The sequence below is a fragment of the Arthrobacter sp. EPSL27 genome (genome assembly GCF_001512305.1).
Classification (GTDB): Bacteria; Actinomycetota; Actinomycetes; order Actinomycetales; family Micrococcaceae; genus Arthrobacter.
Map to the genome: position 1 here is coordinate 26,878 of NZ_LNUT01000005.1, position 24,765 is coordinate 51,642.

Consider the following 24,765-nt stretch of genomic DNA (forward strand, 5'->3'; position numbering starts at 1 on the left):
TGCGTGGATCCGCGCAGCGGCCGTCTTGCCTCGTCGCCGAAACCCAAACTAGAGCGTCAGCGGCAGGTGCGGGTACTCCGGCCCGCGCTGCTGGAACTGCAGCACATCCGGGTTGAGGACCACGCCGTCGCGGATTTCGATCGCGCGGCGGATGGTCTCATTTCCGGTCCAGGCCTCGGGGCCGGTGATCACGGTTTCCAGGAACGGCAGCAGCGCCTCGCTGATTTCCCAGCTGGCCGAGTTCCACAGGTAGGACGGGCTGTGGTCCACCGCGTAGTAGTCGATATGGTCTCCGACTTTGAACATCGGCTCCGCGAATGTTGTGGTTTTCGCCCAGCTGAAGCCCATGCCCTCGTCGCACGAGACGTCCACAATCAGGCTGCCCGGCCGGAACGCGTGCAGGTCCTCGGTGCGCAGGTACGTCAGCGGCGCGTTCGGGTCCTGCAGTGTGCAGTTGACCACGATGTCGCTCTCGGCGAGGAACGGAGCCAGCGGCACGCGGCCGCGCTCGGTGATCACCTCGCTGAGAAACGGCGCCTTATCGTCGTGGTCGAACTGCGCGATCCGCACCGAATGGATGGGGGAACCCACCGCGGCAACCCCGCGGTTGGTCAGCACCTGGACGTCATGGATGCCGTGGGCGTTGAGGGCCGTCACCGCACCCCGCGCTGTGGCCCCGAAGCCGATGACGACGGCGCGCAGGCGCCGGCCGTAGTCACCGGTGGAGCCCGTCAGCGCCAGTGCGTGCAGGACGGAGCAGTAACCGGCCAGCTCATTGTTCTTGTGGAACACGTGGAGGCCGAAGCCGCCGTCGCTGGCCCAGTGGTTCATCGCCTCGAAGGCGATCAGCGTGAGCTTCTTGTCGATTGCCAGTTGTGTGATCGCACGGTCCTGGACGCAGTGCGGCCAGCCCCAGAGGACCTGCCCGTCGCGCAGTTCGGCCAGGTCGTCGGGCTGCGGCTTGGGCAGGAGGACCACGTCGGCCTCGGCCAGTACTTGGGTGCGGGGGGCGATGCGCCCCACGAGCGGCGCCAGGTGGGCGTCTGAGACGCCGAAACGCTCGCCGTAGCCTTCCTCCAGGATCAGCTGCTGCCGGAGTTCCGGGGCGATGCGGCCCAGGTGAAGGGGATGGATCGGGAGGCGGCGCTCGTCAGGCTTCCGTGTCGTGGCAAGGACTCCGAGGGTGAGGTAGCTCGTGGTGCCGCTCACTTCTTCTTGGCGCCTGCCGGCTTGGAGCTGGTCGCTTTGTCCAGGGAGCTGGGCGGCGCTGCGGCGTCCCTCTTCTCGGCGCGCTTTTCCTTGATGGATTTTGCGGATTTCTTGGATGCTGTTTGACGGGGGGACTTGTCAGCCATGATCGCTCCTGTAGCGGAACCGAAGAGGTTCCTGACTTCGAACGATACAGGTACCGACCTAACGGCCCCGAGGCTGTGCGCCAGCGGGGGTTCGGGGCTTAGGCCGTGGGGTGAGTTGGAGCGGCTGACGGGAATCGAACCCGCGTATCAAGCTTGGGAAGCTAGCGCTCTACCATTGAGCTACAGCCGCAGTGGGACCGTCTGGCAAGCCGGACGTGGTCCCGGGGAACAACGAGATTTACCTTACCCCAGCCGGGGGCGTTCTCCGAACACCTCAGGCATGGGCGGACACAGTCCGCGACGTCCCATAACTCTTCGATAAAGGCCCGCCCCCGCAACCGCGCGGGGCGGGCCTCGCTGTCTATCCTGAAGGGGTTAGCTGCAGTTCAGGGGAAGCGGGCTACGCCCATTAGCTGTCCGCCGAGCAAGGATTTCCGTGGCAATCGCAGAGTACGACGTCATCATCAAACGAGATGCCATGAGCGTGTATGACTTCCTGCTGGACGTCCGCAACCTGCCGAGCTGGCGGGCCGGCATCCGCAGCGTCGAACTGGAATCCGGGGCGGCCGGAACCAAGGGCGCCCTCTACCGCCAGACCATTGCGGGCCCCGGCGGGCGCACGGTCTGCGGGAACTTCGAGATCACCGAGGCCCGGCCCGGTGCGGAGATCCAGTACATGGCCCTTGCCGGCGCGGAGCGCCTGCACGGCGGCTACTACCTGAGCACGGAGGGCGGCAGCACCCGCGTCCGGTTCGCCCTGGAACGCGAGCCCCGGGGCATCCTGGCCCGGTTGAAGTCCCCCTTCCGGCGGCGGATGAAAGCAGAAGTCTGCCAGCTGGAACAGCTCAAATCGGTGCTGGAACAGGCCGAGTCCTAACAGCGGGGCTGTAACACTGGCGCCGCGGACGACTGTTCCCGGGGAGTACGGTAATTTTGAGTCTGTGCTGATCTCAGACCGCGACATTCGTGCCGAAATTGACTCCCAACGGATCGTTCTGGAGCCGTTCGACCCGGCCATGGTCCAGCCCTCGTCGGTGGACGTCCGGATCGACAAATTCTTCCGGCTCTTCGACAACCACAAGTACGCCCACATCGACCCCGCCGAGGACCAGCCCGAGCTGACCCGCCTGGTGGAGGTCGAAACCGGCGAACCCTTTATCCTCCACCCCGGGGAATTCGTGCTGGGCTCTACCTACGAGACCGTGACGCTCCCCGATGACATCGCCGCCCGGCTGGAGGGCAAGTCCTCGCTGGGCCGGCTGGGCCTGCTCACGCACTCGACCGCAGGTTTCATCGATCCCGGCTTCTCCGGCCATGTGACCCTGGAACTGTCCAACATGGCGACGCTGCCCATCAAGCTGTGGCCCGGCATGAAGATCGGCCAGCTGTGCTTCTTCCGGCTCACCTCGGCCGCCGAGCACCCCTACGGTTCCGGCGAATACGGCAACCGCTACCAGGGCCAGCGCGGCCCGACGGCCAGCCGCAGCCACCTGAACTTCCACCGCACGGACATCTGAGCCCGCACTGAACGCGCCCTGAGCGGGCCCTGCGTGCGGCCGTCCGGAGGGTGTACCGGCCTCGGTCAGACCCCGTCGGCGGTCCGCACTGCGGATGATTTGGCCGGCCGGCGCAGCATCGCCACGACCGGCTCCACAAACCGGGCGGCGAGCGGGCCCGTCACGGCCATGATCAGCACATAGGCGGTAGCCAGGGCCGCCAGGTCCGGGGGCACCACGCCGGAGGCCACGGCCAGCCCGGCAATAACGATTGAAAATTCCCCGCGCGCGATCAGCGCCGCTCCGGCGCGGAAGCGGCCCGGCAAACCGATTCCTGCCCGCTTCGCCGCCCAGACCCCGGTGAGCATTTTGGTGGCCGCCGTGACGAGGGCCAGCAGCAGCGCCCAGCCGAGCACGGGCGGGATGGTGGAAGGGTCTGTGTTGAGGCCGAACACGACGAAGAAAATGGCCGCGAAGAGGTCCCGCAGCGGCTCCAGGATCCGGGTGGCGCTGTGCGCAGTGGCGCCGGAAATGGCAATGCCGAGCATAAAGGCGCCCACCGCGGCGGACACCTGCATGGCGGCGGCCAGGCCGGCCACCAGCAGTGCGGCCCCCAGCAGGTTGAGCAGGAACACCTCGGAGTTCTCGCTGTGGACGGCCTTGGAGACGTGGTGCCCGTGGCGCAGTGCCACGAGCAGGACCACGGTGACGACGGCGAGGGAGATCCCCACGGTCTGCAGGCCCACGGCGAAGCTGACCCCGGCCAGGGTGGCCGTCAGGATCGGCAGGTAGATGGCCATGGCGAGGTCCTCGAACACCAGGATCGAGAGCACCACCGGGGTTTCGCGGTTGCCGATCCGTCCCAGATCCGTGATCACCTTGGCGGCGATCCCCGAGGACGAGATGTAGGTGACGCCGCCCATCACCATGGCCCCCACCGGGCCCCAGCCCAGCAGGATGGCGAGGATGGCGCCCGGCGAGAAGTTCAGGACCAGGTCCAGGACGCCGGCCTGCCAGGACCGGCGGAGGCCAGTCACGAGCTCGGCCGCCGTATATTCCAATCCGAGCATAAGCAGCAGCAGGATCACGCCGATCTCACTGGAAAGGTGTGCAAACTCGTGCATACCTTCGAGCTTGACGAGCCCGCCGGCCCCGAAGAACAGGCCGCCGATGAGGTAGAGCGGGATGGGCGACATGCCGATCCGCCCGGCCAGCCTCGCCAGCATGCCGAGGCAGAAGACGACGGCCCCGAGTTCGATGAGGGTCAGTGCGAGCGGATCCATGCCGTCAGCCGTTGCGCAGGATGCGGGCCGCCGTGTCGAGGCCTTCTTGCGTTCCCACCGCCACGAGGAGATCGCCCGGGTGCAGGACGACGTCGGGTCCCGGGGACGGGAGCACCTCGCCCTCGCGCATGATCGCGACGATCGAAACGCCGCTGCGCGTCCGGATGGCGGCCTTGCCCATCGGCTGGTTGTGGAACGGGGAATCGGCGGCGATGGAGAACTGCCGGGTCACGATTCCCGGAACCTCGCGGTGGGCTTCGGAAAGCTGCATGGCCAGGCGCTGGCCGCCCAGGAGGTTTCCCAGCGCGGCGGCCTCGTCGGCCGTCAGGGGGATGGACGCCTGGCAGGTGTCCGGGTCATCCCACGTTGAGACGATCAGTTCGGTTTGACCTTCGCGGTACTCCACGACGCCGATCCGCCGTCCGGAGGCGGTCATGAAGTCCTTGCGCCGGCCCAGTCCCGGGAGATCTGTTTCATCCACGTTCATTCCTCCAGCCTAGTGCGCGGCGCGGCGTTTCGGGCAGCGTCAGGCGGCGGGAACGACGGCGATGTCCGCCTTGCCGGGAGCCTTGACCGGGAGCAGGAGCAGCAGCCCGGCGAGCAGCACCACCATGATGCCGAGGATGCCCCAGCGCTGGGCCTCCCCGGGTTCAACCAGCGGGGCGGCGACCGCGATGCAGAGCGTGAAGAGCGCGGGGGCGAGGAAGCTCACGGCCCGGCCGGTGGTGGCGTAGAGGCCAAAGAGTTCGCCGGATTCGCCGGGCGGCGCCAGCCGGCCCAGGTACGCCCGCGAGGAGGACTGTGCCGGCCCCACAAAGAGGCACAGGAACAGTCCGAAGACCCAGAAGGTGGTGGCCCCGGCCCAACTTATGCCGAAGACGGCATGGTTGTCGTTGCCGAGGACCAGGATGGCTGCGCCGGCGAGCAGCAGCCCGGCCAGGGAGCCCGTAATAACGGCCTTCGGCCCGATCCGGTCGTCAAGGAGACCGCCCAGGACGGCTCCGACCGCCGCCACGACGTTGCCGAAGATCGCGAAAAGGATGACGTCCTTGAGCTCGAAGCCGAAGGTGCCCGCGGCGATGATGCCTCCGAACGTGAACACTGCGGCCAGCCCGTCCCGGAAGACGGCGCTGGCGAGCAGGAAGTAGATGGTGTGCGGGCTGGTCCGGTAGATCGCCTTGATCCGGCGCACCAGCAGGCCGTAGGAGGCCAGGAATCCGAGGCCGGGGCCCTGCCGGGTGCGGGGCACCTCCGGGACGGCAAACAGCACGGGCAGCGCGAAGATGAAGAACCAGAGGGCAGAGAACACCGCCACCAGGCGGATGTTCAGGCCGTCCGCTGTCGACGCGCCAAACCATTCGAAGCTGGGCTGGACGAACAGCTGGAGGACCACCAGGAGAGCGACGATGCCGCCGAGGTATCCCATGCCCCAGCCGAACCCGCTGACCTTGCCGATGTTCTGCGGCGTGGAGATCTGGGTGAGCATGGCGTTGTAGTTCACACCGGCGAACTCGAAGAATACGTTCGCCAGCGCAATCAGCGTCACGCCGAGCAGCAGGAACTCCGGCCGGGGGAAGACAAAGAAGCACAGTGCGGTCAGGAGTGCGACGGCGGCGGTGTTGACCCCCAGCCAGAGCTTGCGGCGCCCGCCGGCGTCGGAACGCTGCCCGGTGACGGGGGCCAGCAGGGCGATCGCCGCGCCGGCGATCGCCAGCGCGCCACCAAGTACCGCGGAGGCCTGGTCCTCGCCGCCGAAGGCGTTGGAGGTCAGGTACACGGTGAAAACGAAGGTGGTCATGACCGCGTTGAAGGCCGCGGAGCCCCAGTCCCAGGCCGCCCAGGCGAGGATACGGCCCTTCCGGGAGACCTGGCTTCCGGAAGCCAGATCGGAGGCTGGTCGCATGGCCTCAGGGGCGGCGGCGGAGTTCATAGCTCGAATAATAACCGCAGGACACCCGCGGCCCGGCGCACGCGGGGGAGCCCTGCGAAAAGAATTTGTGCACGCTTGGTAAACTGACCGGACTGAACCTAACGAATGCCCCGCCAGCTCCACCTTTTTGACAATAGAATTCCTGACGTTGCGGAGATACCAGTGATCACAGTCCTTGCCGTGCACTTTGCGGTGGCAGCTGTGGCGCCATTTCTCTTCCGGAAGTTCGGCCGGAATTCGTTCTACGCCCTCGCTGCGGTATCCGCCGTCTCCTTCATCTGGCTGGCCCTGCAGCACGGCGCCGTCTACGGCGGTGGAGAGGCCCACCTGACCGGCGGCGGCCCCGGTACCGCCCTCACCGAGGTGGTGCCGTGGATTCCCGAGCTGCGCATTGAACTCGCCTTCCGCATGGACGCCCTGGCCTGGGTCATGTCCCTGCTGGTCCTCGGCGTAGGCGCGCTGGTCCTGGTCTACTGCGCCCGCTACTTCAAGAACAAGGACGACTACCTCGGCGGATTCGGGGCCCAGCTGCTGGCCTTCGCCGGCGCCATGTTCGGCCTGGTGACCGCCGACGACCTGCTCCTGATGTTCATCTTCTGGGAACTGACCACGGTCCTGTCCTACCTGCTGATCGGCTACGCCCGGACCCGGCTGTCGGCTCGCCGCTCCGCGCTGCAGGCCCTCGTGGTGACCACCGCCGGCGGCCTGGCCATGCTGGTGGGCCTGATCATCCTGGGTTTCAACGCCGGAACGTACCGGATCTCCGCCATCCTTGAGCAAGCACCAGCGCTCGTCACCGGCCCGGCCGCCGGGGCCGTGGCCGGCGCCGTGGTGCTCATCCTGGTCGGCGCGATCACCAAGTCCGCGCTGGTCCCCTTCCACTTCTGGCTCCCCGGCGCCATGGCCGCCCCCACGCCGGTGAGCGCCTACCTGCACGCCGCGGCCATGGTGAAGGCCGGCATCTACCTGGTGGCGCGGCTGGCGCCCGGATTCGCGGACACCACGTACTGGCTCCCCGTGGTGCTGGGCCTGGGGCTGGCCACCATGCTGGTCGGCGGCTACCGGGCGCTGCGGCAGACCGACATCAAGCTCATCCTGGCCTACGGCACGGTCAGCCAGCTGGGCTTCCTCACCATGGTGGTGGGCCTCGGCACCCCCGATGCGGCCCTGGCCGGCCTCGCCCTGCTCCTTGCGCACGGCCTCTTCAAGGCCACCTTGTTCCTCACCGTCGGCATCATCGACCACCAGGCCGGAACCCGCGACATCCGCAAGCTCTCCGGCGTCTACCGCTCGTCCCGGGCCCTCGCGGTGGTGGCCGCCATCGGCGCCGCCTCAATGGCGGGCATCCCGCCGCTGGCCGGCTTCGTCGCGAAAGAGTCGGTCTTCGAGGCCTTCGTTCACTACGGCTCCGACCCCGCAGCCGGCCCCTGGGGCATGGTCCTCCTGGCCGGCCTGGTGGTGGGGTCCGTCCTGACCTTCGCCTACAGCGCCCGGTTTATGTGGGGAGCCTTCGCCGTCAAGCCCGGCGTCGAAGCCACGCCGTTCAAGCCGATCAAACCGTCCTTCCTGGCGGCCCCCGCCATCCTGAGCCTGCTCACCATCGTCTACGGCCTGTGGCCGGTGCCGGTGGACGCATGGATCCAGCCGTACGCGGCGCTGTTTGTGCCCGACGGCGAGGACGTGGCCGCCGCGGCCGGCCACCTGGCCCTGTGGCACGGGCTGACCCCCGCCCTGGGCCTGACCGCCATCACCTTCGCCCTCGGCTTGGCCATGTTCTACGGCCGGAACGCCGTGGCGCGGGCCCAGAGCCTGGTCCCGGGCTGGATTGACGGCGACCGCACCTACCAGCTGACCATCGGCGCCCTCGACGACGTCGCCGTCTGGATCACCGGACGGACCCAGCGCGGTTCGCTGTACTTCTACCTCTCGGTCATCCTCTCCGTGGCCTTCATCCTGCCCCTCACGGCGCTGGTGCTCGCCGACAAGCCGCTCCCCACCGACCTCTACTTCATCGACCCCAACTCGCCGCTGCAGATTGTGGTGGGGGTAGGGATCGTGGTCGGCGCACTGGCAGCGGTGCGGGCCAACCGGCGCTTCCTGGCCGTCCTGATGGTCTCCGTTACCGGTTACGGCATCGCCCTGATGTTCGCCCTGCAGGGGGCCCCGGACCTGGCCCTGACCCAGATGCTGGTGGAGACCATCATCCTGGTGGCCTTCGTCCTCGCCATGCGCAGCCTCCCCGCGGAACTGCGGGACCGCACGGGCGGCAGGTACCGGGTGGTCCGCGTGATTATCGGCGCCGCCTTTGGCCTCACCATGGTGTTCGCCGCCATCTACGCCCTGGGTGCCCGCGTTGCGATGCCCGTCTCGCTGGAATTCCCGAAGCTGGCCTACGAGGGCGGCGGCGGGCTGAACATCGTCAACGTGACCCTTGTCGACATCCGGGCCTGGGACACGTTCGGAGAGATCACGGTGCTGGCCCTGGCCGCCACCGGCGTGGCCAGCCTCATCTTCGTCCGCGGCCGCGGCGACGGGGCACGGACGGCGTCCTCGGTCGCCGAGGGTACGGTGGGCCGCCGCAAGCCCAGCAGCGGGCGCGGCAACACCCGCGACGCCGCAGCGCTGGCCATGAGCCGCCGTTTCGCCGAGTCCAGCCGCGATGCGTGGCTGGTGGCAGGGCGGACCCTGGCGCCGGAGCGCCGCTCCATCATCTTCGAAGTGGTGACGCGGCTGATCTTCCACTCGCTGATCGTCTTCTCCATCTACCTGCTGCTGGCCGGCCACAATCTCCCCGGAGGCGGCTTCGCCGGCGGCCTCACCGCGGGCCTGGCCCTCACCATCCGCTACCTGGCCGGCGGCCGCTTCGAACTGCACGAGGCCACCCCGGTCGGCGCCGGGACGCTGCTGGGCATCGGCCTGGCCACCGCGGCGGCCTCCGGCGTGGCACCGCTGCTGCTGGGCGGCCAGGTGTTCCAGACGGCCATCATCGAGTTCTGGCTGCCCGTGTTCGGGGACGTCAAGTTCGTCACCTCCACCATCTTCGACATCGGGGTGTACATCGTGGTCCTTGGCCTGGCGCTGGACGTGCTGCGCAGCTTGGGCGCCGAAATCGACGAGCACTTCGAGGAGCACCCGGCGGAACCGTCCGAGGAGCAGGAGGCCGGAGACATCCCGGCCGAAACCACAGCCAAGGGGAAAGCATGAGCGTCAACCTGACCCTGCTGACGGTCATGGGGGCACTGTACGCCTGCGGCATCTACCTGATCCTCGAACGCAGCCTGACCCGGGTCTTGCTGGGGCTGATGCTGCTGGCCAACGCCACCAACCTGCTGATCCTCGCCACGGGCGGCTACGCCGGCCTGGCGCCGCTGTACAACAAGGACACCGCGCCCGGTGAGTACAACGATCCGCTGCCGCAGGCGCTCATCCTCACGTCGATCGTGATCTCCTTCGCGGTCACGGCGTTTATGCTCGGCATCATCTACCGCACCTGGGTCCTGGCCCGCCAGGACGAGATCCAGGACGACGCCGAGGACCGCCGCGTCGCCAAGACCCCCAGCTTCGACGCCGAGGACGACTCCGTGATCCCGGTTGAAACCTCCGAATTCCCGCTGACCATGCTCGGCACGGACGGCGAGGGCATCTCCGATTCCCAGGACGGGGCCAGCGGTGCCTCCGGCGCCACGGTGAAGGTGGGCGACCGCAAGCTGGAAGCCGACGAGACCGCCTCCGAAGAGCAGCCCGGTTCCCTCAACGTGACACCACCCCCCAGCCAGGAAGGAGGCGGACGATGAACATTGCCAGTTTCGCCCCGCTCGCCGTCGTCCTTCCCATCCTCGGCGCCGCGCTGACGTTCCTCCTCGTCCGGCAGTCCCGGGCCCAGCGGACCGTGAGCATCGCGGTCCTGTCCCTGACACTGCTGCTGGAGTGCTGGCTGCTGGCCTCCGTCTGGGGCGGCGGCACCTCCGCGGTCAACATCGGCGGCTGGCTCCCGCCCTGGGGCATCGTGATGGTGGTGGACCAGTTCTCCTCGCTGATGCTGGTGGTGTCCTCCTCCGTCAGCCTCGCCGTCCTGATCTACGCCACCGGGCAGGGCATGGCCGACGGCGACCAGGACGCCCCCGTCTCGATCTTTCACCCCACCTACCTGATCCTGGTGGCCGGGGTGTCCAACGCGTTCCTCTCCGGGGACCTGTTCAACCTCTACGTGGGCTTCGAGATCCTCCTGACCGCAAGCTACGTGCTGATGACCCTGGGCGGGACGGGCCCGCGGATCCGGGCCGGAGTGACCTACGTGGTGGTCTCCGTGGTCTCCTCCGTGCTGTTCCTGATCGCGATCGCCATGGTCTACGGGGCCACCGGAACCATCAACATGGCCGACCTCGCCCTCAAGCTCGCCGAACTGGACCCGGGCACCCGGAACCTGCTGCACGTGATGCTGTTAGTCGCGTTCGGGATCAAGGCAGCCGTGTTCCCCCTGTCCTTCTGGCTGCCGGACTCCTACCCGACGGCGCCCGCCCCGGTCACTGCCGTCTTCGCCGGCCTGCTGACCAAGGTGGGCGTGTACGCCATGGTCCGGACCGAAACACTGCTCTTCCCGGGGGACACCTTCAATACGCCGCTGATGGTCGCGGCACTGCTGACCATGGTGGTGGGGATCCTCGGCGCGCTGGCGCAGAGCGACATCAAACGACTCCTGTCCTTTACCCTGGTCAGCCACATCGGCTACATGGTGTTCGGCCTGGCGATGTCCTCCGTGGCCGGGCTGGGTGCCGCCGTGTTCTACGTCGCCCACCACATCACCATCCAGACCAGCCTGTTCCTCGTGACGGGCCTGATCGAACGCCGCGGCGGCAGCTCCTCGATGGACCGCGTCGCCGGGCTGGCCAAACTGTCCCCTCTGCTGGCGGTGCTGTTCTTTGTCCCTGGCATGAACCTGGCCGGGATCCCGCCGTTCTCCGGTTTCCTGGGCAAGCTGGGCCTGCTGCAGGCCGGCGTCCAGCTCGGCACGCCGCTGGCCTACGCTCTGGTGATCGGCGGCGTGCTGACCAGCCTGCTGACGCTGCTGGCCATCGCGAGGGTCTGGAACCGCGCCTTCTGGCGCAAGCCCGAGGACGCCGAGCACCCCGACCCGGTGCTGCTGGCGGATCGTGCAGATTCTGCCAGGGGTGTGCGGGCCGGGAAGTCCAACGTCACCCTGCTCCCGCGGACCATGGTGGGTTCCACGCTGGGACTGGTCATCTTCGGCGTTGCGCTGACAGTCTTCGCCGGGCCGCTGTTCCGGGTGGCGGACCGGTCCGCCGTCGAGATGCTGGACCGGACACCGTACATCCAGGCGGTCCTCGGGGAGGACGTGCCCGTGCCGGTGCTGTCCCAGCCCGGCCCGGGCCCCGCCGGTGACCAGCCGGCCGGCGGGCAGGAGCGCCGATGAACCGGAAAAGGATCTCCCTGCGCCAGGAACTCCCGCTCCTGGTCTGGCTGGTTGTGGTCTGGGGCGCCCTGTGGCAGGACTTCAGCCCAGGCAACCTGCTGTTCGGCGCCCTGATCGCGGTGCTGGTGGCCCGGCTGTTCTACCTGCCCCCGGTGGAACTCGGCGGCCGCTTCAACGTGCTGCACGCCGCCGCTTTCGCCGTGCACTTCCTGGGCAAGGTGGTGGTGGCGAGCTTCCAGGTCCTGTACCTGGCCGCGGCCAAAGGGCCCAAGGTCATCAGCGCCGTCGTCGCCGTCCCGCTGCGGAGCCACTCCGACCTGCTGGTCACCGCCACGGGCCACGTGACCGCACTGATCCCCGGGTCGCTGGTGGTGGAGGTGGACCGTTCCACGTCCACGCTGTACATCCACGGCATCAATGTCCGCAACGCCGAGGACGCCGAGCAGCTGCGCCGGGACGTCCGCGCCACGGAGGCCGGGCTGATCCGGATCATGGGTTCTCAGGCCGAACTTTCCGCGCTTAACCAGGAGCTGGTGCCATGATGGATCTTGTCCTGACCATAACCGCCGTCGTGCTGTCCCTGGCCGCCGGAGGGGCGATCATCCGGATCGCGCGGGGACCTTCACTGCTGGACCGGGTGCTCGCCGCGGATGTGCTGCTGGCGATCGTGGGAGCGGCGCTGTGCATCGACATGGCCGTCAACCGGCACCTGAACAACCTCATGCTGCTGGTGGCGGTGTCCCTCATCGGCTTTGTCGGCTCCGTGACGGTGGCGCGGTTCGTCGCCGACCGAAGGGAGCAGCCCCGTGAATCCTGAAACGTTCACCGTTGACACCGTGATCGACGCCGTCTCGGCCGTCTTCCTCGTGGTCGGCTCGCTGATGTCCCTCGCCGCGGCGGTGGGGCTGCTGCGCTTTCCCGACCTGATGACCCGGATGCACGCGGCCACCAAGCCCCAGGTGCTGGGGCTGTTCCTGCTGCTGGCCGCCCTGGGACTCCAGATGCGGACTTGGTGGGTCTGGCCGGTGCTGGTGGTGGCCTGGATCTTCCAGCTGCTGACGGTGCCCGTCTCGGCGCACATGGTGGGCCGCGCCGGCTACCGCACCAAGCACCTGCACCCGGAGCTGCTCAGCACCGACGAACTGGAGGCCGTGGTGCAGCAGGCTGCCGGCACGCGGGGCTTCACCGACGACGACGGCGACCAGCCTGCGGGCCGGCGCTAAGAACCAAGTACTGCAGGCTTAGCGCCGGCCCCGGGCCGGGTGCCGGCGCTAAGCCGGGCGCCTTAGACCGGGCGCCTTAGACCAGGTCTTGAGACTTGGCGAAGCGGGTGATTGCGCGCTGGGTGCCGCGGTTGGCGAGCACCTGGATGACGGCGCTGACCGAGGCGGAGATCAGGGCGAACGTCAGGGCGTGGCGCAGCGTGGTGGGGACGTCGTCGTCGTTGCCCTTGGGCGGCTTGCTGCCCGTGGACTTCTCCCAGAGGGTGTCAACCAGTTTGGTGCCGACGAAGCCGGCGAGCAGGCTGACGCCCGTGCCGAGCAGTTTGATGAAAATGTTCATTTTTCGGACTCCTTGCGGGAGGGGACAGGGCTTCCCCTAGCCTAGCGGTCCCCGCCCGCCGGTCCAGCAACACCGAGGAGTTCGGACAGAGCCTCGACCACCAGGTCGTGGTCGGCTTTCTGCGGCAGGCCCGATACGGTCACGGTGGCCACCATTCCGGTGCCGCGGACGTAGATGGGGAACGCGCCGCCGTGCGCGGCGAACTCCGTCTCGTCGAACCAGCCGTTGTCCTCGATCCTGCGCCCGGCGGCCCGGGCCCGGAGCCCCACCAGCAGGGACGGGACCTCGTACCGGACGGCGGTGCGCTGTTTGGCCTTGATCCAGCGGTCATTGTCCGGGGTGGCGCCGGCCAGCGCCGCGTGGAACAGCACCTGCTCACCCTTGGTGATGTCGATCGCGATCGGGTGGGAGCGTTGCCTGCCGAGTTCAACCAGGCGGAGCCCCAGGTCCAGGGCGTCGTCCTTGCTGAACGACTGGAACTGCAGCTGGTCCATTTCCGTCAGGATGCGGCCGATCAGCGCCGCCAGGGATCCGTGCGGCTGTGGTTCGGCGGAGTCGGGATCGAAGCCGGGGAAAGGCTCTGGAGGTATGGTCAAGGTGTCCAGCTTCCGTTGAGGGCCGCCGGGCGGAGTGCAGTCCGTCCGGGGCGGAATCCGTTGGTCCCGTGCCCTGCCGACTCTACCAAGCGGCCTGTCCCGGGTCGCCGGAGGAGACGGCGGCCGATTGTGACAGGCCGCCCCGGAAATCTGCGCACCCCGGGTGTAAACTGGCCACGCCCATAAGGGCAATTTTCAATACGACAGGGGAGCGCCGCCGTCGGGCATCACCGGAGCAGTCCGGGGACACCACAGGTGGGCGCTGAGAGTGCGGACAGCCGCAGACCCTCGAACCTGATCCGGTTAGTACCGGCGCAAGGGAGTCGAGTTCTCAGAGTGCCCGGAGCAGCGGCGGAAGCCGCGGACCCCGGACACTCTCCCCTCCTGTTCCTCAGGAGGACGACATGACTGAAACATCTGCTGCAGCCGCGCACCAGGCGCGCACCCGGCGCAGCTACAACTGGCGAGTGGTGGACATTGTGGTGGCCGCGTTGATCGCGGTGGCCGGCGGCGTGATCTTCTGGGCCTGGTCCCAGGGCGCCAACCTGGTGTCCGCCCCCGTCAATGCGTTCTACCCGCCGCTCACCGGGCTGTACGCCGGCGGCTGGATGATCCCGGCGGTGCTGGGCATGCTCATCATCCGCAAGCCGGGCGCCGCACTGTTCTGCGAGGCCGTCGCCGCGACCGGCGAGCTGATCATGGGCTCGCAGTACGGCACCACGGTGCTCATTTCCGGCGTGCTGCAGGGCCTGGGCGCCGAACTGGTCTTCGCCGCGTTTGCCTACCGGAAGTTCAACCTGCCGGTGTCGCTCCTGGCCGGCGCCGGTGCAGGGCTTTTCTGCGGGCTCAACGATTCGTTCCTGCCGTGGGGCTGGAACATCGCGTACGCGGGCGGCGACAAGCTGGCGTACATCATCTTCACCGCCCTCTCCGGCGCCGTGATCGCCGGCGGTCTGTCCTGGCTCGCCACCCGCGGCCTGGCGCGGACCGGGGTGCTCAGTTCCTTCGCCTCCCGCAAGGCGGCCACGGAGCCTGTTTTCTCCTGATGCCCGCACACAGCACGTCCGCCGGCGCCGGGGTCCGCCCGGCCTCGATCACCGCCCGGGGCTGGGGCTGGCGGCATGCCGGCCGGTCCCGGCCTGCCATCAGCGGACTGGACCTGGACATCCGGGCCGGGGAGCGTGTGCTCCTGCTGGGACCTTCGGGCGCCGGCAAATCCACGCTGCTCCACGCCCTGGCCGGTGTGCTTGGCGACGGCTCAGCGGGTGACATCGGCACTGTTTCCGGCGCCGGCCCTGCTGCCGGCGGCACTGCCGAGGACGCGGACGAGACCGGCAGCCTGCTGATCGACGGCGTCCCGCCCCGGGCCGGGCGCGGCAGGGCCGGCCTGATGCAGCAGGACCCGGAAACCCAGGTGGTGCTTTCACGCCTGGGCGACGACGTGGCCTTCGGCGCCGAGAACCTGTCCGTGCCCCCGGCGGAGATCTGGCCCCGCGTGGCGGAAGCGCTCGACGACGTTGGGCTGGGCCGGCTGCCGCTGGACCACCCGACGTCGGCCCTCTCCGGAGGCCAGAAGCAGCGGCTGGCGCTGGCCGGCATCCTCGCGATGCGCCCCGGGCTCATCCTGCTCGACGAGCCCACCGCGAACCTCGACCCGGCCGGGGTCCTGGACGTCCGGGACGCCGTGGGCAGGACACTCGACAAGACCGGAGCCACCCTGGTGGTGGTGGAGCACCGGGTCTCGGTCTGGAAGGACCTCGTGGACCGTATCGTGGTGCTGCAGCCGGGCTCGGCCACGGACTCCGCGGTGCTGATCGACGGCCCGCCGGACCAGGTGCTGGCGCAGGCACGGGACATGCTCACCGCTGCCGGCGTCTGGGTGCCCGGCTACGTGCCGGCCACCCGGGCGCGCGCTGGTCAGCCCGCGGGCCCGGGCGGCGCCGGCACGGCCGGGCAGCTGCTGCTCGCCGCCGAGGACCTGGCCGTCTCGCGGGAGAGGCCGCGGCGCGCGGGGCTCCGCGGGGGGTTCCGGCCCGTTCCTCCGGAACCTGTGCAGTCCGGCATCGCGGCGCAGGTCCGCGCCGGCGAGGCGCTGACCATCACGGGCCCCAACGGGTCGGGGAAGTCCACGTTCGCCCTGACCCTCGCCGGCCTGCTGGCCCCGGTCTCCGGCACGGTGTCCGCCACCTATGACCTCAGCGCCGGCGCCGGGATCGACCCGTACCGGTGGAAGGCCCAGCAGCTGATCTCCCGGATCGGCACCGTCTTCCAGGAACCCGAGCACCAGTTTGTTACCGGCCGGGTGCTCGATGAGCTGATGTTCGGCCCCAAGCACCTGGGCCGCGGCGGGGACCGCGTGGACGAGCTCCTGGAGCGGCTGCGCCTGACGGAGCTGGTGGACGCCAACCCCTACACCCTCTCGGGCGGCGAAAAGCGCCGGCTCTCCGTGGCCACCGTCCTCGCCGCCCACCCGCAGGTGCTGGTCCTCGACGAACCCACGTTCGGCCAGGACGCCAACACCTGGGCCGAGCTGGCCTCCTTCCTCTCCGAACTCCTCGACAGCGGCACCGCCGTCGTCTCGGTGACCCACGACGCCGAATTCAGCGACGTCCTCGGCGGCACGAGGCTGAGCCTCCGCGCCCCGGAACAGCAGACGCCCCACGGCGTGGAGATGAGACGCCGCGAGCCGGGGAGGGTGGCGCCATGAGGCAGGAACTGACGCTGCGCGGCAACCAGGCTGTGCTGGCGCGCGCCAACCCGCTGGCCAAATTCACCGCCGTCACGCTCATCACCATGGTGCTGGCCCTGTCCATCGACTGGGTGTCCGCCTCGGTGGCGCTGGCCTTCGAACTGGCGCTGCTGCCCCTGGCAGGGCTGACCCTCGGGCTGCTCTGGCAGCGCGGCTGGCCGCTGATCCTGGCCGCCGCACTGGGCGGCTGGAGCACCACCATCCTGGCGCCCGACAGCGGGCAGATCCTGCTCGACGCCAGGATCTGGTCCATCAGCGAGGGCTCCCTCGAACTGGGGCTCGGGTTTATGCTCCGCGGGCTGGCCATCGCGCTGCCGGCCGTGCTCCTGATGAGCTGCACGGATCCCACGGACCTCGCCGACGCGCTCGCGCAGAAAGCCAGGCTGCCGCACCGCTTCGTTCTCGGCACGCTCGCCGCGCTCCGGCTGGTGGGACTGATGGCCGAGGAATGGCAGACCATCGGCATGGCCCGCCACGCCCGCGGCGTGGGGTCCCATGGAAACCCGCTGCAGCGGCTGCGGGCCACCCTGGGGCAGAGCTTCGGGCTGCTGGTGCAGGCCGTCCGGCGCGCCTCCCGGCTCGCGGTCACCATGGAGGCCCGCGGCTTCGGCAACGCGCGCCGGACCTGGGCCCGGGCCTCGGTCTTCACCGGACTGGACGCCTGGGTGGTCCTGGGCGGGCTGCTGATCGCCGGCACCGCCGTCGCCTCGGCCCTGGCGGCAGGAACCTGGAACATGGTGTTCCTTTCCCAGCAGTAGGGGCGGTACCGAGCTATATCGCACGGGGCGGGTAACTGTGTGACATTAACGGCATTCGGGCCGCAATGCCCGGGGTTAATAAATCATGCGTGATATTTTCGGGGCATGACACAAGAGACCGCTGAACACGTCGGCGCCCTGCTCCGCGACGCCCGGGGCGAGAAGGGCTGGACCCAGGGGCAGCTGGCTGCCGAGCTGGGTACCAGCCAGAGCGCCATCGCCCGGATGGAACAGGGCAAGCAGAACCTGAGCCTGAAAATGATCCAGCGGCTTGAATCCATCCTTGGCCGGAGCATCGTCAAGGTGGGGCGGCCTGCCATGACCCACCTCAGGGTCGAAGGCGGCCGCACCCTCTCCGGTTCAGTGGACGTCAACAGCAGCAAGAACGCCGGTGTGGCCCTGCTGTGCGCCAGCCTCATCAACCGCGGCACCACCACCCTGCGGCGGCTGGCCCGGATCGAGGAGGTCAACCGGATCGTCGAGGTGCTGACCAGCATCGGCGTCGAATGCACCTGGCTCAACGCCAATGACCTGCAGATCCGCCGCCCCGCCGTGCTGGACCTCGACTCCATGGACATCGAGGCCGCACGCCGCACCCGCAGCGTCATCATGCTGCTGGGACCGCTCCTGGACGAATCCAGCGAGTACCGGCTGCCCTACGCGGGCGGCTGCGACCTCGGCACCCGCACCGTCCAGCCGCACATGCAGGCACTGCGCCAGTTCGGCCTCAGCGTCGACGCGAAAGCAGGCTTCTACGCCGTGCAGGCGCCGCCGTCGGACGGGCACGACCGTTCCTTCGTGCTCAGCGAACGCGGCGACACCGTCACGGAGAACGCAATCATGGCCGCCGCCCACCGCAGCGGCACCACCATCATCCGCAACGCCAGCCCCAACTACATGGTGCAGGACCTCTGCTTCTACCTGCAGATGCTGGGCGTGGAAATCCAGGGCGTGGGAACCACCACCCTGAAGATCACCGGACGCCCCGCCGTCGACGTCGACATTGAGTACTTCCCCTCCGAGGACCCGATCGAGGCGATGAGCCTCATCACCGCCGGCATCGTCACGAACTCGGAAGTCACCATCCGCCGCGTCCCGATCGAATTCATGGAGATCGAACTGGCGACCCTGGAGCAGATGGGCCAGCAGCTCGAAGTCTCCGGCGAATACCTGGCCCGCAACGGGCGCACCCGGCTGGTGGACGTCACCACCAAACCCTCGGAGCTGCGCGCCCCTGAGGACAAGATCCACCCCATGCCGTTCCCCGGGCTGAACATCGACAACCTGCCGTTCTTCGCCGTCATCGCCGCGAACGCCCAGGGCCAGACCATGATCCACGACTGGGTGTACGACAACCGGGCGATCTACCTGACCGAGCTGAACAAGCTGGGGGCCCAGGTGCAGCTGCTCGACCCGCACCGGATCTACGTCAACGGACCCACCAAATGGCGGGCGGCCGAGGTGGGGTGCCCGCCGGCGCTCCGTCCCGCGGCCTGCCTGCTGCTGGCGATGCTCGCCGCGCGCGGCGTATCGGAACTCCGGAACATCTATGTGATCGAACGCGGCTACGAGGACCTGGCCGAGCGGCTCAACACCATCGGCGCGAAGATCGAGTACTTCCAGGACTAAAAATCCGCCGGACCCGTTTTGGGGCTTCCTGACGCACAATAGAACCATGCGGACCTTCGGCGTGGAGGAAGAACTGCTCATAGTGGATCCCGAGACGGGGATGCTGCTTGCGCTCGCCGACGTCATGCTGCCCGGGCTGGTGCCGCCGAAACACGGCCCCGCCCAGGTTGTCCCGGGCCAGCAGCCGGTCTTCGAACCCGGTGCCGACTTCAGTTACGAGCTCAAGCTCGAGCAGATTGAAACCCAGACCCGGCCCTGCCTGGACTACCCGGAGCTGCTCCGGCAACTCAGGCAGGGCCGGGCACTGGCGGACCGCGCCGCCCGGGTCCACGGCGGCCGGGTTGCAGCCCTGGCCACCTCACCCCTGGGCGCCGCCACCCACCTGACCCCCAACCCGCGCTACCTGACCATGCAGCAGCGCTTCGGGCTCACCGTCCGGAACCAGCTGACTTGCGGCCTCCACGTCCACACCTTTGTGGAGTCCCCGGAGGAAGGTGTGGCCGTGATGGACCGGATCCGGGACAAGCTGGCAGTCCTGATCGCGCTGAGCGCCAATTCCCCCTTCTGGAACGGGGCCGAGACGGGGTTCGAAAGCTACCGCACGCAGGCCTGGAACCGCTGGCCCGGCTCGGGCCCCACCATGATCTTCGGCAGCCTGCCCATCTATCGGCGGCTGATCACCCGGCTGGTGGACAGCGGCGTCCTGATGGACGAGGGGATGGTCTATTTCGATGCCCGGCTGGCCCGCCACCATCCCACCGTCGAGGTGCGGGTCGCCGACGTCTGCCTCAGGGCGGAGGACGCGGCGCTGATCGCCGTGCTGGTCCGTGCGCTGGTCGAATCGGCATCCCGGGAATGGAACGACGGCGTCGACCCGGCGCCCGTGCCGACCCTGCTGCTGCGGATGGCCTCCTGGCAGGCCAGCAACTGCGGACTGCGCGGGGAGCTGCTGGACTTCGGCACGTTCACCCCCGCCCCGGCGGCGGACGTGGTCCACGCCCTGGTGGACTTCGTGGCGCCCGTGCTGGAAGAACAGGGTGAGCTGGACCTGGCCCGCGAGGGTGTCGCCCGGATCCTCGCCGAGGGCTCGGGGTCCCAGCTGCAGCGGGAGCCGTTCCACCCCGGCGGGCTCGCCGCCGTCGTCGAACGGGCCGTCGAGGTGACCACCGAGGGGACGGCGGCCGCGGAACCGGCGGACCAGGGCCCGTCCCTGGACGGGGTCCGCCGCGGCTGACGCCGAGTGTGCACTTTGCGGCAGTGTTGGCGCGCGACATTGCCGCGAAATGCCAACTCGATGGAGCCTAGACCTGCTTGAGCGCCTGGCCGAGGTCGCGGATCAGGTCCTCGGCGTCTTCGAGGCCCACGGAGAGGCGCACCACGCCGTCGCTGAGCCCGATCGCCGCCCGGCCTTCCGGCCCCATGGCGCGGTGCGTGGTGGTGGCGGGATGGGTGATGAGGGACTTCGAATCCCCCAGGTTGTTGGAGATGTCGATGATCCGCAGCGCGTCCAGGAGCGCGAAGGCCGCCTCCTTAGCCGACCGCCCGCCGGGGGGCGAGAGCTCGAAGGTCAGCACCGTTCCGCCGGCCTTCATCTGCCGGGCGGCCAGCTCGTACTGCGGGTGGGACGGCAGCAGCGGGTACCTCACCCAGCCGACCGCGGGCTGCGCCTCCAGCCATTCGGCCAGCCGCAGCGCGGAAGTGGACGAGTGGTTCACCCGCAGGGCCATGGTCTCCAGCCCCTTGGCCAGCACCCACGCGTTGAACGCCGAGAGCGCCGGGCCGGTGTGGCGCATCAGCTGCTTAACCGGGCCCTCGATGAACTCCTTGGTGCCCAGGATGGCGCCGCCGAGGACCCGGCCCTGGCCGTCGATGTGCTTGGTGCCCGAGTAGACCACCACGTCCGCGCCAAGCTCCCCGCAGCGCTGCAGCAGGGGAGTGGCGAAGACGTTGTCCACCACCACGGTGGCTCCCGCCGCGTGCGCCAGCTCGCTCACGGCGGCGATGTCCACGATCTCCTGCATGGGGTTCGACGGCGACTCGAAGAAGACCGCCGTCGTGGGTTCCGCCAGCGCCGCGCGCCACTGCTCCAGGTCCGGGCCGTCCACAAAGACCGTCTCCACGCCCCAGCGGGGAAGGATCTCGTTGAGGATCACGAAGCACGAGCCGAACAGCGATCGGGCCGCGACCACACGGTCCCCGGCGGCCAGGAGGGCGCCCAGCGCGGTGAACACCGCGGACATGCCGGAGGCGGTGGCGAAGCAGGCCTCGGTGCCCTCGAGCAGCCGGAGCCGTTCCTGGAAGGTGGCCACCGAAGGGTTGCCGTAGCGGGAGTAGACGAAGCGTTCGTCCTCGCCGGTGAAGGCGCGTTCCGCGGCGGCCGCGGACTCGTAGACGAAGCCCGAGTTGAGGAAGATCGGCTCCGCCGTCTCCTGGAAGCCGGTGCGGTCGAGCCCGCCGCGGACCGCTTGGGTGTCGGCGCTCCAGCCGGCGGCGTCAGGGTTGAAACTCACTTAGTGCTTTCCGGGGTTGGTGGGAAGGCCGCGGTTCTTCCAGCCGTTGACGGTGCGGCCGCCGTGCCGGTCCGGTTCGCCTTCGAAGCCTTCAAGGACGTTGTAGGAGGTGAATCCGGCCTCCGTCGCGGCGATCGCGGCGGCCACGGACCGGGCGCCCGAACGGCACAGGAAGACCAGTTCGGTGCCCTGGTCCCCGGGGGCCTGCTGCTTCAGCTGTTCTACGAACTGTGCGTTGGGGATGCCTCCGGCCAGGTTCCACTGGATAAAAAGGGGGTCGTTGCGCGTTCCGCCTGCCGACCTAATGTCCGGGATGCCGATGTGCGCCCATTCGCCCTCGGTGCGCACGTCCACCAGGATGGCGCCGTCCTCCAGCTTGGCCCACGCCTCCTGCGGAGTGAGGTCCCCGGCGTAGCTCACGCGTGGCCCTCGCCGTCGAATTCCAGATCATCCACGGCACTGGCGACGGCGGCGTCGGCACTTGCGATCGCCGCCGGCAGCACCACGGCCTGGGCCACGATGACGTTGAGGCCGTTGAACGTGGCGGACGGGCTGCCGTGCAGCACGTACCCCTCGGCAAGGGCGGCCGAGACGCGCTCGCAGAACGCCCGGTCATCGGGGCCCGTAAACAGGCGGTACGCCAGCTTCTCCTCGGCAGGGACCGCGGGGGACGGGGCTGGTGCCGCCAAAGGGGCAGCGGATGCGTCGGGCATGACGGATCTCCTCTTCTTTCACGCTTGCAGCTCGAATGGGTCGATATGCCGAGTATTCACCTGAGGCACCCCGCCGCGAAAGGGAGGGTTGCCGACCGGCCAGTCAGGGCTTGGCGCCGGTTCTCATTACTCCCAACGAACGTAACACCTGCGGCGCCGGCCTGCACCGCCGCCGCCGTCATCTTAAGTAACGGTCCCCCGGCAGCGCTTCGGACGGCCGGGGAGGGCTACCCGATGGTGGCGTAGAGCGCGTTGAGCTCCTCGGTGAGCTGCCGCCGGAGCTCGGGAGTGCCGATTTCCTTGCCGTCGATGTGGTTCACCGGGGCCAGCAGCCGGATGCTCGAGATCAGCCAGACGGCGTCGGCGTCGAACAGGTCGCGGGGTTCCAGCGGGCCGTAGCCCAGTTCCCAGCCGGCGGCCTTGGCCGCGGTGAACAGGGCCCCCTGCGAGGTGCCGGGCAGGATTCCGCTGTCCAGCTGCGGGGTGATGAGGCGCCGGATGGTGCGGACCCCGCCGGCTCCGTCGTCGGACGTCTCCAGGTGCGCCAGCAGCACGGTCGATGTCGGGCCCTCCAGGACCCGCCCGTCCGCCGAGGTGAAGATGACATCGTCCGCGCCCTGGGCATGCGCATACCGGAGCGCGGCCATGTTGACGGCGTAGGACAGGGTCTTGGCGCCCAGGAGCAGCCACGGGGCGCGCTCGCCCACCTCGCTGTCGTAGCCGCGGTCCAGCAGGATGACGTCGACGCCGGTTTCGCGCTGCCGCCGCCCGGCCGGGCTGGTGGCGGAAGCCTGGACCCAGCACGTGGGTGAGCCGCCTTCCACGCCGCGGGTCACCAGCAGCTTGACCACCAGCTCGTCGTCGTCCGCCGCGCCGGCCCCGGACTGGCTGCGGTACTCCCCGATGGCCGTGGCAATGGCGCGGCGCCAGGCGTCCTGCCCGGGGATGTCGAGCTCCAGCAGGCGGGCGGAGCCGGCCAGCCGGTCCAGGTGTGCCTGGAGTTTGCGGGGCTGCCCGCCGACGGCCAGGAGCGACTCGAAAACACCGTCGCCGCGGGTGGCGCCTTGGTCCGTCGCCATCAGTTGCGGCTGGGAGGAATCGGCCAGCCGGCCGTCCTCGAACGCGGGGTCGAGGAAGACCAGGACCGTGGCGGGGGCAGGGGCGGCAGCAGCAGGCGTCATGGCTTCAGCTTAGTGCGGCCGGCGACGGGTTAGGATTTGAAAGTTGCCCGTTCCGGAACTGTTCCGCGGGTTTGGAACTTGAGGGGTTCGCCTGTGCTGTGGCCGTTTTCGCTGGCGGGGTCACTCCCGTCCTGGGTGATCCTGATCCTCGCTGTTATCGACCTTGCCATCCGAGTGCTGGCCCTGGGCATTATTCCGGGAAACCGCCGGCCCACCACGGCCATGGCGTGGCTGCTGATCATCTTCTTCGTCCCGGCCGTGGGCCTGGTCCTGTTCCTGCTCTTCGGCAACTTCCGGCTGTCCCGCAAGCGCAGGGCACAGCAGGATGCCGTGAACACCCGCGTCCGCGCCGGCACCTCCCAGCTGGCCGCGCCGGAGAGCAAATACGACGGCCCCGAATGGGTGGCGTCCGCTGCGGAACTGAACAAGACCCTCGGTTCGCTGCCGATGGTGGACGGCAACGAGGTGGAGCTCCTGCCGGGCTACCCGGACTCCATCAAGGCGATGGCGGCCGCGGTCCGGAAGGCTGAATCCTTCGTCAACGCCGAGTTCTACATCCTGAGCTCGGACCACGTCACGGACGATCTGCTGACCGCCATGGAAGACGCCGCGGAGCGCGGCGTGGAAGTGCGGCTCCTGTTCGACCACCTGGGAACCCTGCGCATCAAGGGCTACAGCAAGCTGATCGCCCGGCTCAAGGCCAGCAAGATCCGCTGGCGGCCCATGCTGCCGCTGCGGCCCGTGCACGGCCAGTGGCGCCGCCCGGACCTGCGCAACCACCGGAAAATCATGGTGATCGACGGCGAAGTTGCTTTCACCGGGTCGCAGAACCTGATCGAGCCCTCCTACAACAACCCGCGGCACCGGAAAGTGGGCCGCGAGTGGGTTGAACTGATGGCCTGCATGCGCGGACCGATCGTTAACACGCTCAACGTCGTTTTCGCCACAGACTGGCTGAGCGAGACCGACGAATCGCTGGAGGATCAGCTGGCGCACCGGCCCCAGCTGCACGCCGGCAACATCACGGCCCAAGTGGTGCCCAGCGGCCCCGGGTTCATCACCGAAAACAACCTGCGGCTCTTCAACACGCTGATCTATTCTGCGCAGCACAAGATCTCCATCTGCAGCCCCTACTTCGTTCCGGATGACTCGCTGCTTTACGCGGTGACGACGGCGGCGCAGCGTGGCGTCGACGTCGAGCTCTTCGTCTCGGAAAAAGGCGACCAGTTCCTGGTCCACCACGCCCAGCAGTCCTACTACGAGGCGCTCCTGGAAGCCGGGGTGCGGATCTACCTGTACAAGGCGCCGTTCGTGCTGCACGCCAAGCACTTCACCATCGACAACGACGTGGCCGTGCTGGGCTCCAGCAACATGGACATGCGGTCCTTCTCGCTGAACCTGGAGGTCTCCGTTATGCTCCTGGGCGCGGACATCGTGCGCCGGATCAGCGCCGTCGAGGACACCTACCGGGACATTTCCCGCGAACTGACGCTCGAGGACTGGATGAAGCGGCCCATGGGCGTCAAATACGTGGACAACGTGGCCCGGCTGACCGCCACCCTGCAGTAGCC

At 68.7% G+C, this 24,765-nt stretch carries 25 protein-coding genes, 1 tRNA gene and 2 riboswitches; of the genes, 14 read left to right on the forward strand and 12 right to left on the reverse strand.

Annotated elements, in window-relative coordinates; translation table 11 throughout:
• Positions 1-48: 48 nt before the first annotated feature.
• From AR539_RS11015 to AR539_RS11020, 3 genes are all read right to left on the reverse strand, one after another.
• On the reverse strand, positions 49-1,209 hold the full coding sequence (locus AR539_RS11015) for a N(5)-(carboxyethyl)ornithine synthase (protein WP_066436583.1): 1,161 nt from the start codon (positions 1,207-1,209) through the stop codon (positions 49-51).
• Entirely contained in the window at positions 1,206-1,355 is a 150-nt protein-coding gene (locus AR539_RS19510; RefSeq protein WP_197410623.1) for a hypothetical protein, read from the reverse strand. The genes AR539_RS11015 and AR539_RS19510 overlap by 4 nt, the downstream gene beginning before the upstream one ends.
• A gap of 116 nt (positions 1,356-1,471) precedes the next feature.
• Positions 1,472-1,545, reverse strand: a tRNA-Gly gene (locus AR539_RS11020).
• A 246-nt stretch (positions 1,546-1,791) separates the two neighbouring features.
• Between AR539_RS11020 and AR539_RS11025 the strand changes: the two genes are divergently transcribed.
• Positions 1,792-2,232, forward strand: a complete 441-nt coding sequence (locus AR539_RS11025; RefSeq protein WP_066436586.1) for an SRPBCC family protein — start codon at positions 1,792-1,794, stop codon at positions 2,230-2,232.
• 64 nt (positions 2,233-2,296) lie between these two features.
• Complete coding sequence (dcd, locus tag AR539_RS11030; protein ID WP_066436588.1) at positions 2,297-2,872, forward strand: dCTP deaminase; 576 nt, start codon at positions 2,297-2,299, stop codon at positions 2,870-2,872.
• 65 nt (positions 2,873-2,937) lie between these two features.
• Here dcd and AR539_RS11035 read toward each other — a convergent pair whose 3' ends face one another.
• Genes AR539_RS11035 through AR539_RS11045 form a run of 3 tightly spaced genes read right to left on the reverse strand, consistent with a single transcriptional unit; the run spans position 2,938 to position 6,064 of the window.
• Positions 2,938-4,134 (reverse strand): cation:proton antiporter, encoded by a 1,197-nt coding sequence (locus tag AR539_RS11035; RefSeq protein ID WP_066436591.1) that lies wholly within the window; start codon positions 4,132-4,134, stop codon positions 2,938-2,940.
• A gap of 4 nt (positions 4,135-4,138) precedes the next feature.
• Positions 4,139-4,621 (reverse strand): cation:proton antiporter regulatory subunit, encoded by a 483-nt coding sequence (locus tag AR539_RS11040; RefSeq protein WP_066436593.1) that lies wholly within the window; start codon positions 4,619-4,621, stop codon positions 4,139-4,141.
• 39 nt (positions 4,622-4,660) lie between these two features.
• The gene (locus tag AR539_RS11045; protein ID WP_066436596.1) at positions 4,661-6,064 is read right to left on the reverse strand and encodes an MFS transporter; all 1,404 of its coding nucleotides are present in this window, start codon (positions 6,062-6,064) and stop codon (positions 4,661-4,663) included.
• A gap of 162 nt (positions 6,065-6,226) precedes the next feature.
• Between AR539_RS11045 and AR539_RS11050 the strand changes: the two genes are divergently transcribed.
• The 6 genes from AR539_RS11050 to mnhG are packed head-to-tail and all read left to right on the forward strand — an operon-like array spanning position 6,227 to position 12,718.
• On the forward strand, positions 6,227-9,268 hold the full coding sequence (locus AR539_RS11050; RefSeq protein ID WP_066436600.1) for a Na+/H+ antiporter subunit A: 3,042 nt from the start codon (positions 6,227-6,229) through the stop codon (positions 9,266-9,268).
• The gene (locus AR539_RS11055) at positions 9,265-9,858 is read left to right on the forward strand and encodes a Na(+)/H(+) antiporter subunit C (RefSeq protein WP_066436602.1); all 594 of its coding nucleotides are present in this window, start codon (positions 9,265-9,267) and stop codon (positions 9,856-9,858) included. The genes AR539_RS11050 and AR539_RS11055 overlap by 4 nt, the downstream gene beginning before the upstream one ends.
• Positions 9,855-11,495, forward strand: coding sequence for a Na+/H+ antiporter subunit D (locus tag AR539_RS11060; RefSeq protein WP_066436604.1), 1,641 nt, complete (start codon positions 9,855-9,857; stop codon positions 11,493-11,495). The genes AR539_RS11055 and AR539_RS11060 overlap by 4 nt, the downstream gene beginning before the upstream one ends.
• Positions 11,492-12,037: a Na+/H+ antiporter subunit E gene (locus AR539_RS11065; protein WP_066436606.1), complete on the forward strand. Its 546-nt coding sequence runs from the start codon at positions 11,492-11,494 to the stop codon at positions 12,035-12,037. The genes AR539_RS11060 and AR539_RS11065 overlap by 4 nt, the downstream gene beginning before the upstream one ends.
• Positions 12,034-12,312, forward strand: a complete 279-nt coding sequence (locus tag AR539_RS11070; RefSeq protein WP_066436608.1) for a monovalent cation/H+ antiporter complex subunit F — start codon at positions 12,034-12,036, stop codon at positions 12,310-12,312. The genes AR539_RS11065 and AR539_RS11070 overlap by 4 nt, the downstream gene beginning before the upstream one ends.
• Entirely contained in the window at positions 12,302-12,718 is a 417-nt protein-coding gene (gene mnhG, locus AR539_RS11075; RefSeq protein WP_066436610.1) for a monovalent cation/H(+) antiporter subunit G, read from the forward strand. Before AR539_RS11070 ends, mnhG begins: the two co-directional genes overlap by 11 nt.
• Before the next feature lie 76 nt (positions 12,719-12,794).
• Here the strand turns inward: mnhG and AR539_RS11080 are convergent, their stop codons facing one another.
• Positions 12,795-13,058, reverse strand: a complete 264-nt coding sequence (locus tag AR539_RS11080; RefSeq protein ID WP_066436618.1) for a DUF4235 domain-containing protein — start codon at positions 13,056-13,058, stop codon at positions 12,795-12,797.
• A 41-nt stretch (positions 13,059-13,099) separates the two neighbouring features.
• Positions 13,100-13,654 carry a heme-degrading domain-containing protein gene (locus tag AR539_RS11085; RefSeq protein WP_066436621.1) on the reverse strand — a complete coding sequence of 185 codons (555 nt, stop codon included), beginning with the start codon at positions 13,652-13,654 and terminating at the stop codon, positions 13,100-13,102.
• Positions 13,655-13,849: 195 nt separating this feature from the next.
• Positions 13,850-13,993, forward strand: a riboswitch (TPP riboswitch).
• Positions 13,994-14,058: 65 nt separating this feature from the next.
• Here AR539_RS11085 and AR539_RS11090 point away from each other — a divergent pair.
• The 5 genes from AR539_RS11090 (at position 14,059) to AR539_RS11110 (ending at position 20,024) form a co-directional block, all read left to right on the forward strand.
• Positions 14,059-14,700 (forward strand): ECF transporter S component, encoded by a 642-nt coding sequence (locus tag AR539_RS11090; protein WP_066436624.1) that lies wholly within the window; start codon positions 14,059-14,061, stop codon positions 14,698-14,700.
• Positions 14,700-16,361 (forward strand): ABC transporter ATP-binding protein, encoded by a 1,662-nt coding sequence (locus AR539_RS11095; RefSeq protein WP_066436626.1) that lies wholly within the window; start codon positions 14,700-14,702, stop codon positions 16,359-16,361. The genes AR539_RS11090 and AR539_RS11095 overlap by 1 nt, the downstream gene beginning before the upstream one ends.
• Positions 16,358-17,161 (forward strand): energy-coupling factor transporter transmembrane component T family protein, encoded by an 804-nt coding sequence (locus AR539_RS11100; RefSeq protein ID WP_066436629.1) that lies wholly within the window; start codon positions 16,358-16,360, stop codon positions 17,159-17,161. Before AR539_RS11095 ends, AR539_RS11100 begins: the two co-directional genes overlap by 4 nt.
• Before the next feature lie 105 nt (positions 17,162-17,266).
• The gene (locus AR539_RS11105) at positions 17,267-18,790 is read left to right on the forward strand and encodes a UDP-N-acetylglucosamine 1-carboxyvinyltransferase (RefSeq protein ID WP_066436632.1); all 1,524 of its coding nucleotides are present in this window, start codon (positions 17,267-17,269) and stop codon (positions 18,788-18,790) included.
• Positions 18,791-18,836: 46 nt separating this feature from the next.
• Complete coding sequence (locus tag AR539_RS11110; RefSeq protein ID WP_066436634.1) at positions 18,837-20,024, forward strand: glutamate--cysteine ligase 2; 1,188 nt, start codon at positions 18,837-18,839, stop codon at positions 20,022-20,024.
• A 67-nt stretch (positions 20,025-20,091) separates the two neighbouring features.
• Here AR539_RS11110 and AR539_RS11115 read toward each other — a convergent pair whose 3' ends face one another.
• The 4 genes from AR539_RS11115 to AR539_RS11130 form a co-directional block, all read right to left on the reverse strand.
• A complete protein-coding gene (locus AR539_RS11115; RefSeq protein WP_066436636.1) occupies positions 20,092-21,300 on the reverse strand; it encodes an O-succinylhomoserine sulfhydrylase in 1,209 nt (402 codons plus the stop codon).
• Positions 21,301-21,720, reverse strand: a complete 420-nt coding sequence (locus AR539_RS11120) for a rhodanese-like domain-containing protein (RefSeq protein WP_066436638.1) — start codon at positions 21,718-21,720, stop codon at positions 21,301-21,303. It lies immediately after the preceding gene.
• Positions 21,717-22,013, reverse strand: coding sequence for a DUF1737 domain-containing protein (locus AR539_RS11125; RefSeq protein WP_066436640.1), 297 nt, complete (start codon positions 22,011-22,013; stop codon positions 21,717-21,719). Before AR539_RS11125 ends, AR539_RS11120 begins: the two co-directional genes overlap by 4 nt.
• 15 nt (positions 22,014-22,028) lie before the next feature.
• A riboswitch (SAM riboswitch) is annotated at positions 22,029-22,144 on the reverse strand.
• 96 nt (positions 22,145-22,240) lie between these two features.
• On the reverse strand, positions 22,241-23,194 hold the full coding sequence (locus tag AR539_RS11130) for an aminodeoxychorismate lyase (RefSeq protein ID WP_066436643.1): 954 nt from the start codon (positions 23,192-23,194) through the stop codon (positions 22,241-22,243).
• Positions 23,195-23,287: 93 nt separating this feature from the next.
• Here AR539_RS11130 and cls point away from each other — a divergent pair, with 93 nt between their 5' ends.
• Entirely contained in the window at positions 23,288-24,763 is a 1,476-nt protein-coding gene (gene cls / locus AR539_RS11135) for a cardiolipin synthase (protein WP_197410624.1), read from the forward strand.
• Positions 24,764-24,765 lie beyond the last annotated feature (2 nt).

Excerpts from the sequence above, each read along its gene's own strand:
- AR539_RS19510 (WP_197410623.1), bottom strand. The coding sequence starts at position 1,355 with ATGGCTGACAAGTCCCCCCGTCAAACAGCATCCAAGAAATCCGCAAAA.
- AR539_RS11035 (WP_066436591.1), bottom strand. The coding sequence starts at position 4,134 with ATGGATCCGCTCGCACTGACCCTCATCGAACTCGGGGCCGTCGTCTTC.
- AR539_RS11040 (WP_066436593.1), bottom strand. The coding sequence starts at position 4,621 with ATGAACGTGGATGAAACAGATCTCCCGGGACTGGGCCGGCGCAAGGAC.
- AR539_RS11045 (WP_066436596.1), bottom strand. The coding sequence starts at position 6,064 with ATGAACTCCGCCGCCGCCCCTGAGGCCATGCGACCAGCCTCCGATCTG.
- AR539_RS11055 (WP_066436602.1), top strand. The coding sequence starts at position 9,265 with ATGAGCGTCAACCTGACCCTGCTGACGGTCATGGGGGCACTGTACGCC.
- AR539_RS11060 (WP_066436604.1), top strand. The coding sequence starts at position 9,855 with ATGAACATTGCCAGTTTCGCCCCGCTCGCCGTCGTCCTTCCCATCCTC.
- AR539_RS11065 (WP_066436606.1), top strand. The coding sequence starts at position 11,492 with ATGAACCGGAAAAGGATCTCCCTGCGCCAGGAACTCCCGCTCCTGGTC.
- AR539_RS11070 (WP_066436608.1), top strand. The coding sequence starts at position 12,034 with ATGATGGATCTTGTCCTGACCATAACCGCCGTCGTGCTGTCCCTGGCC.
- AR539_RS11080 (WP_066436618.1), bottom strand. The coding sequence starts at position 13,058 with ATGAACATTTTCATCAAACTGCTCGGCACGGGCGTCAGCCTGCTCGCC.
- AR539_RS11090 (WP_066436624.1), top strand. The coding sequence starts at position 14,059 with ATGACTGAAACATCTGCTGCAGCCGCGCACCAGGCGCGCACCCGGCGC.
- AR539_RS11095 (WP_066436626.1), top strand. The coding sequence starts at position 14,700 with ATGCCCGCACACAGCACGTCCGCCGGCGCCGGGGTCCGCCCGGCCTCG.
- AR539_RS11100 (WP_066436629.1), top strand. The coding sequence starts at position 16,358 with ATGAGGCAGGAACTGACGCTGCGCGGCAACCAGGCTGTGCTGGCGCGC.
- AR539_RS11105 (WP_066436632.1), top strand. The coding sequence starts at position 17,267 with ATGACACAAGAGACCGCTGAACACGTCGGCGCCCTGCTCCGCGACGCC.
- AR539_RS11110 (WP_066436634.1), top strand. The coding sequence starts at position 18,837 with ATGCGGACCTTCGGCGTGGAGGAAGAACTGCTCATAGTGGATCCCGAG.
- AR539_RS11125 (WP_066436640.1), bottom strand. The coding sequence starts at position 22,013 with ATGCCCGACGCATCCGCTGCCCCTTTGGCGGCACCAGCCCCGTCCCCC.
- AR539_RS11130 (WP_066436643.1), bottom strand. The coding sequence starts at position 23,194 with ATGACGCCTGCTGCTGCCGCCCCTGCCCCCGCCACGGTCCTGGTCTTC.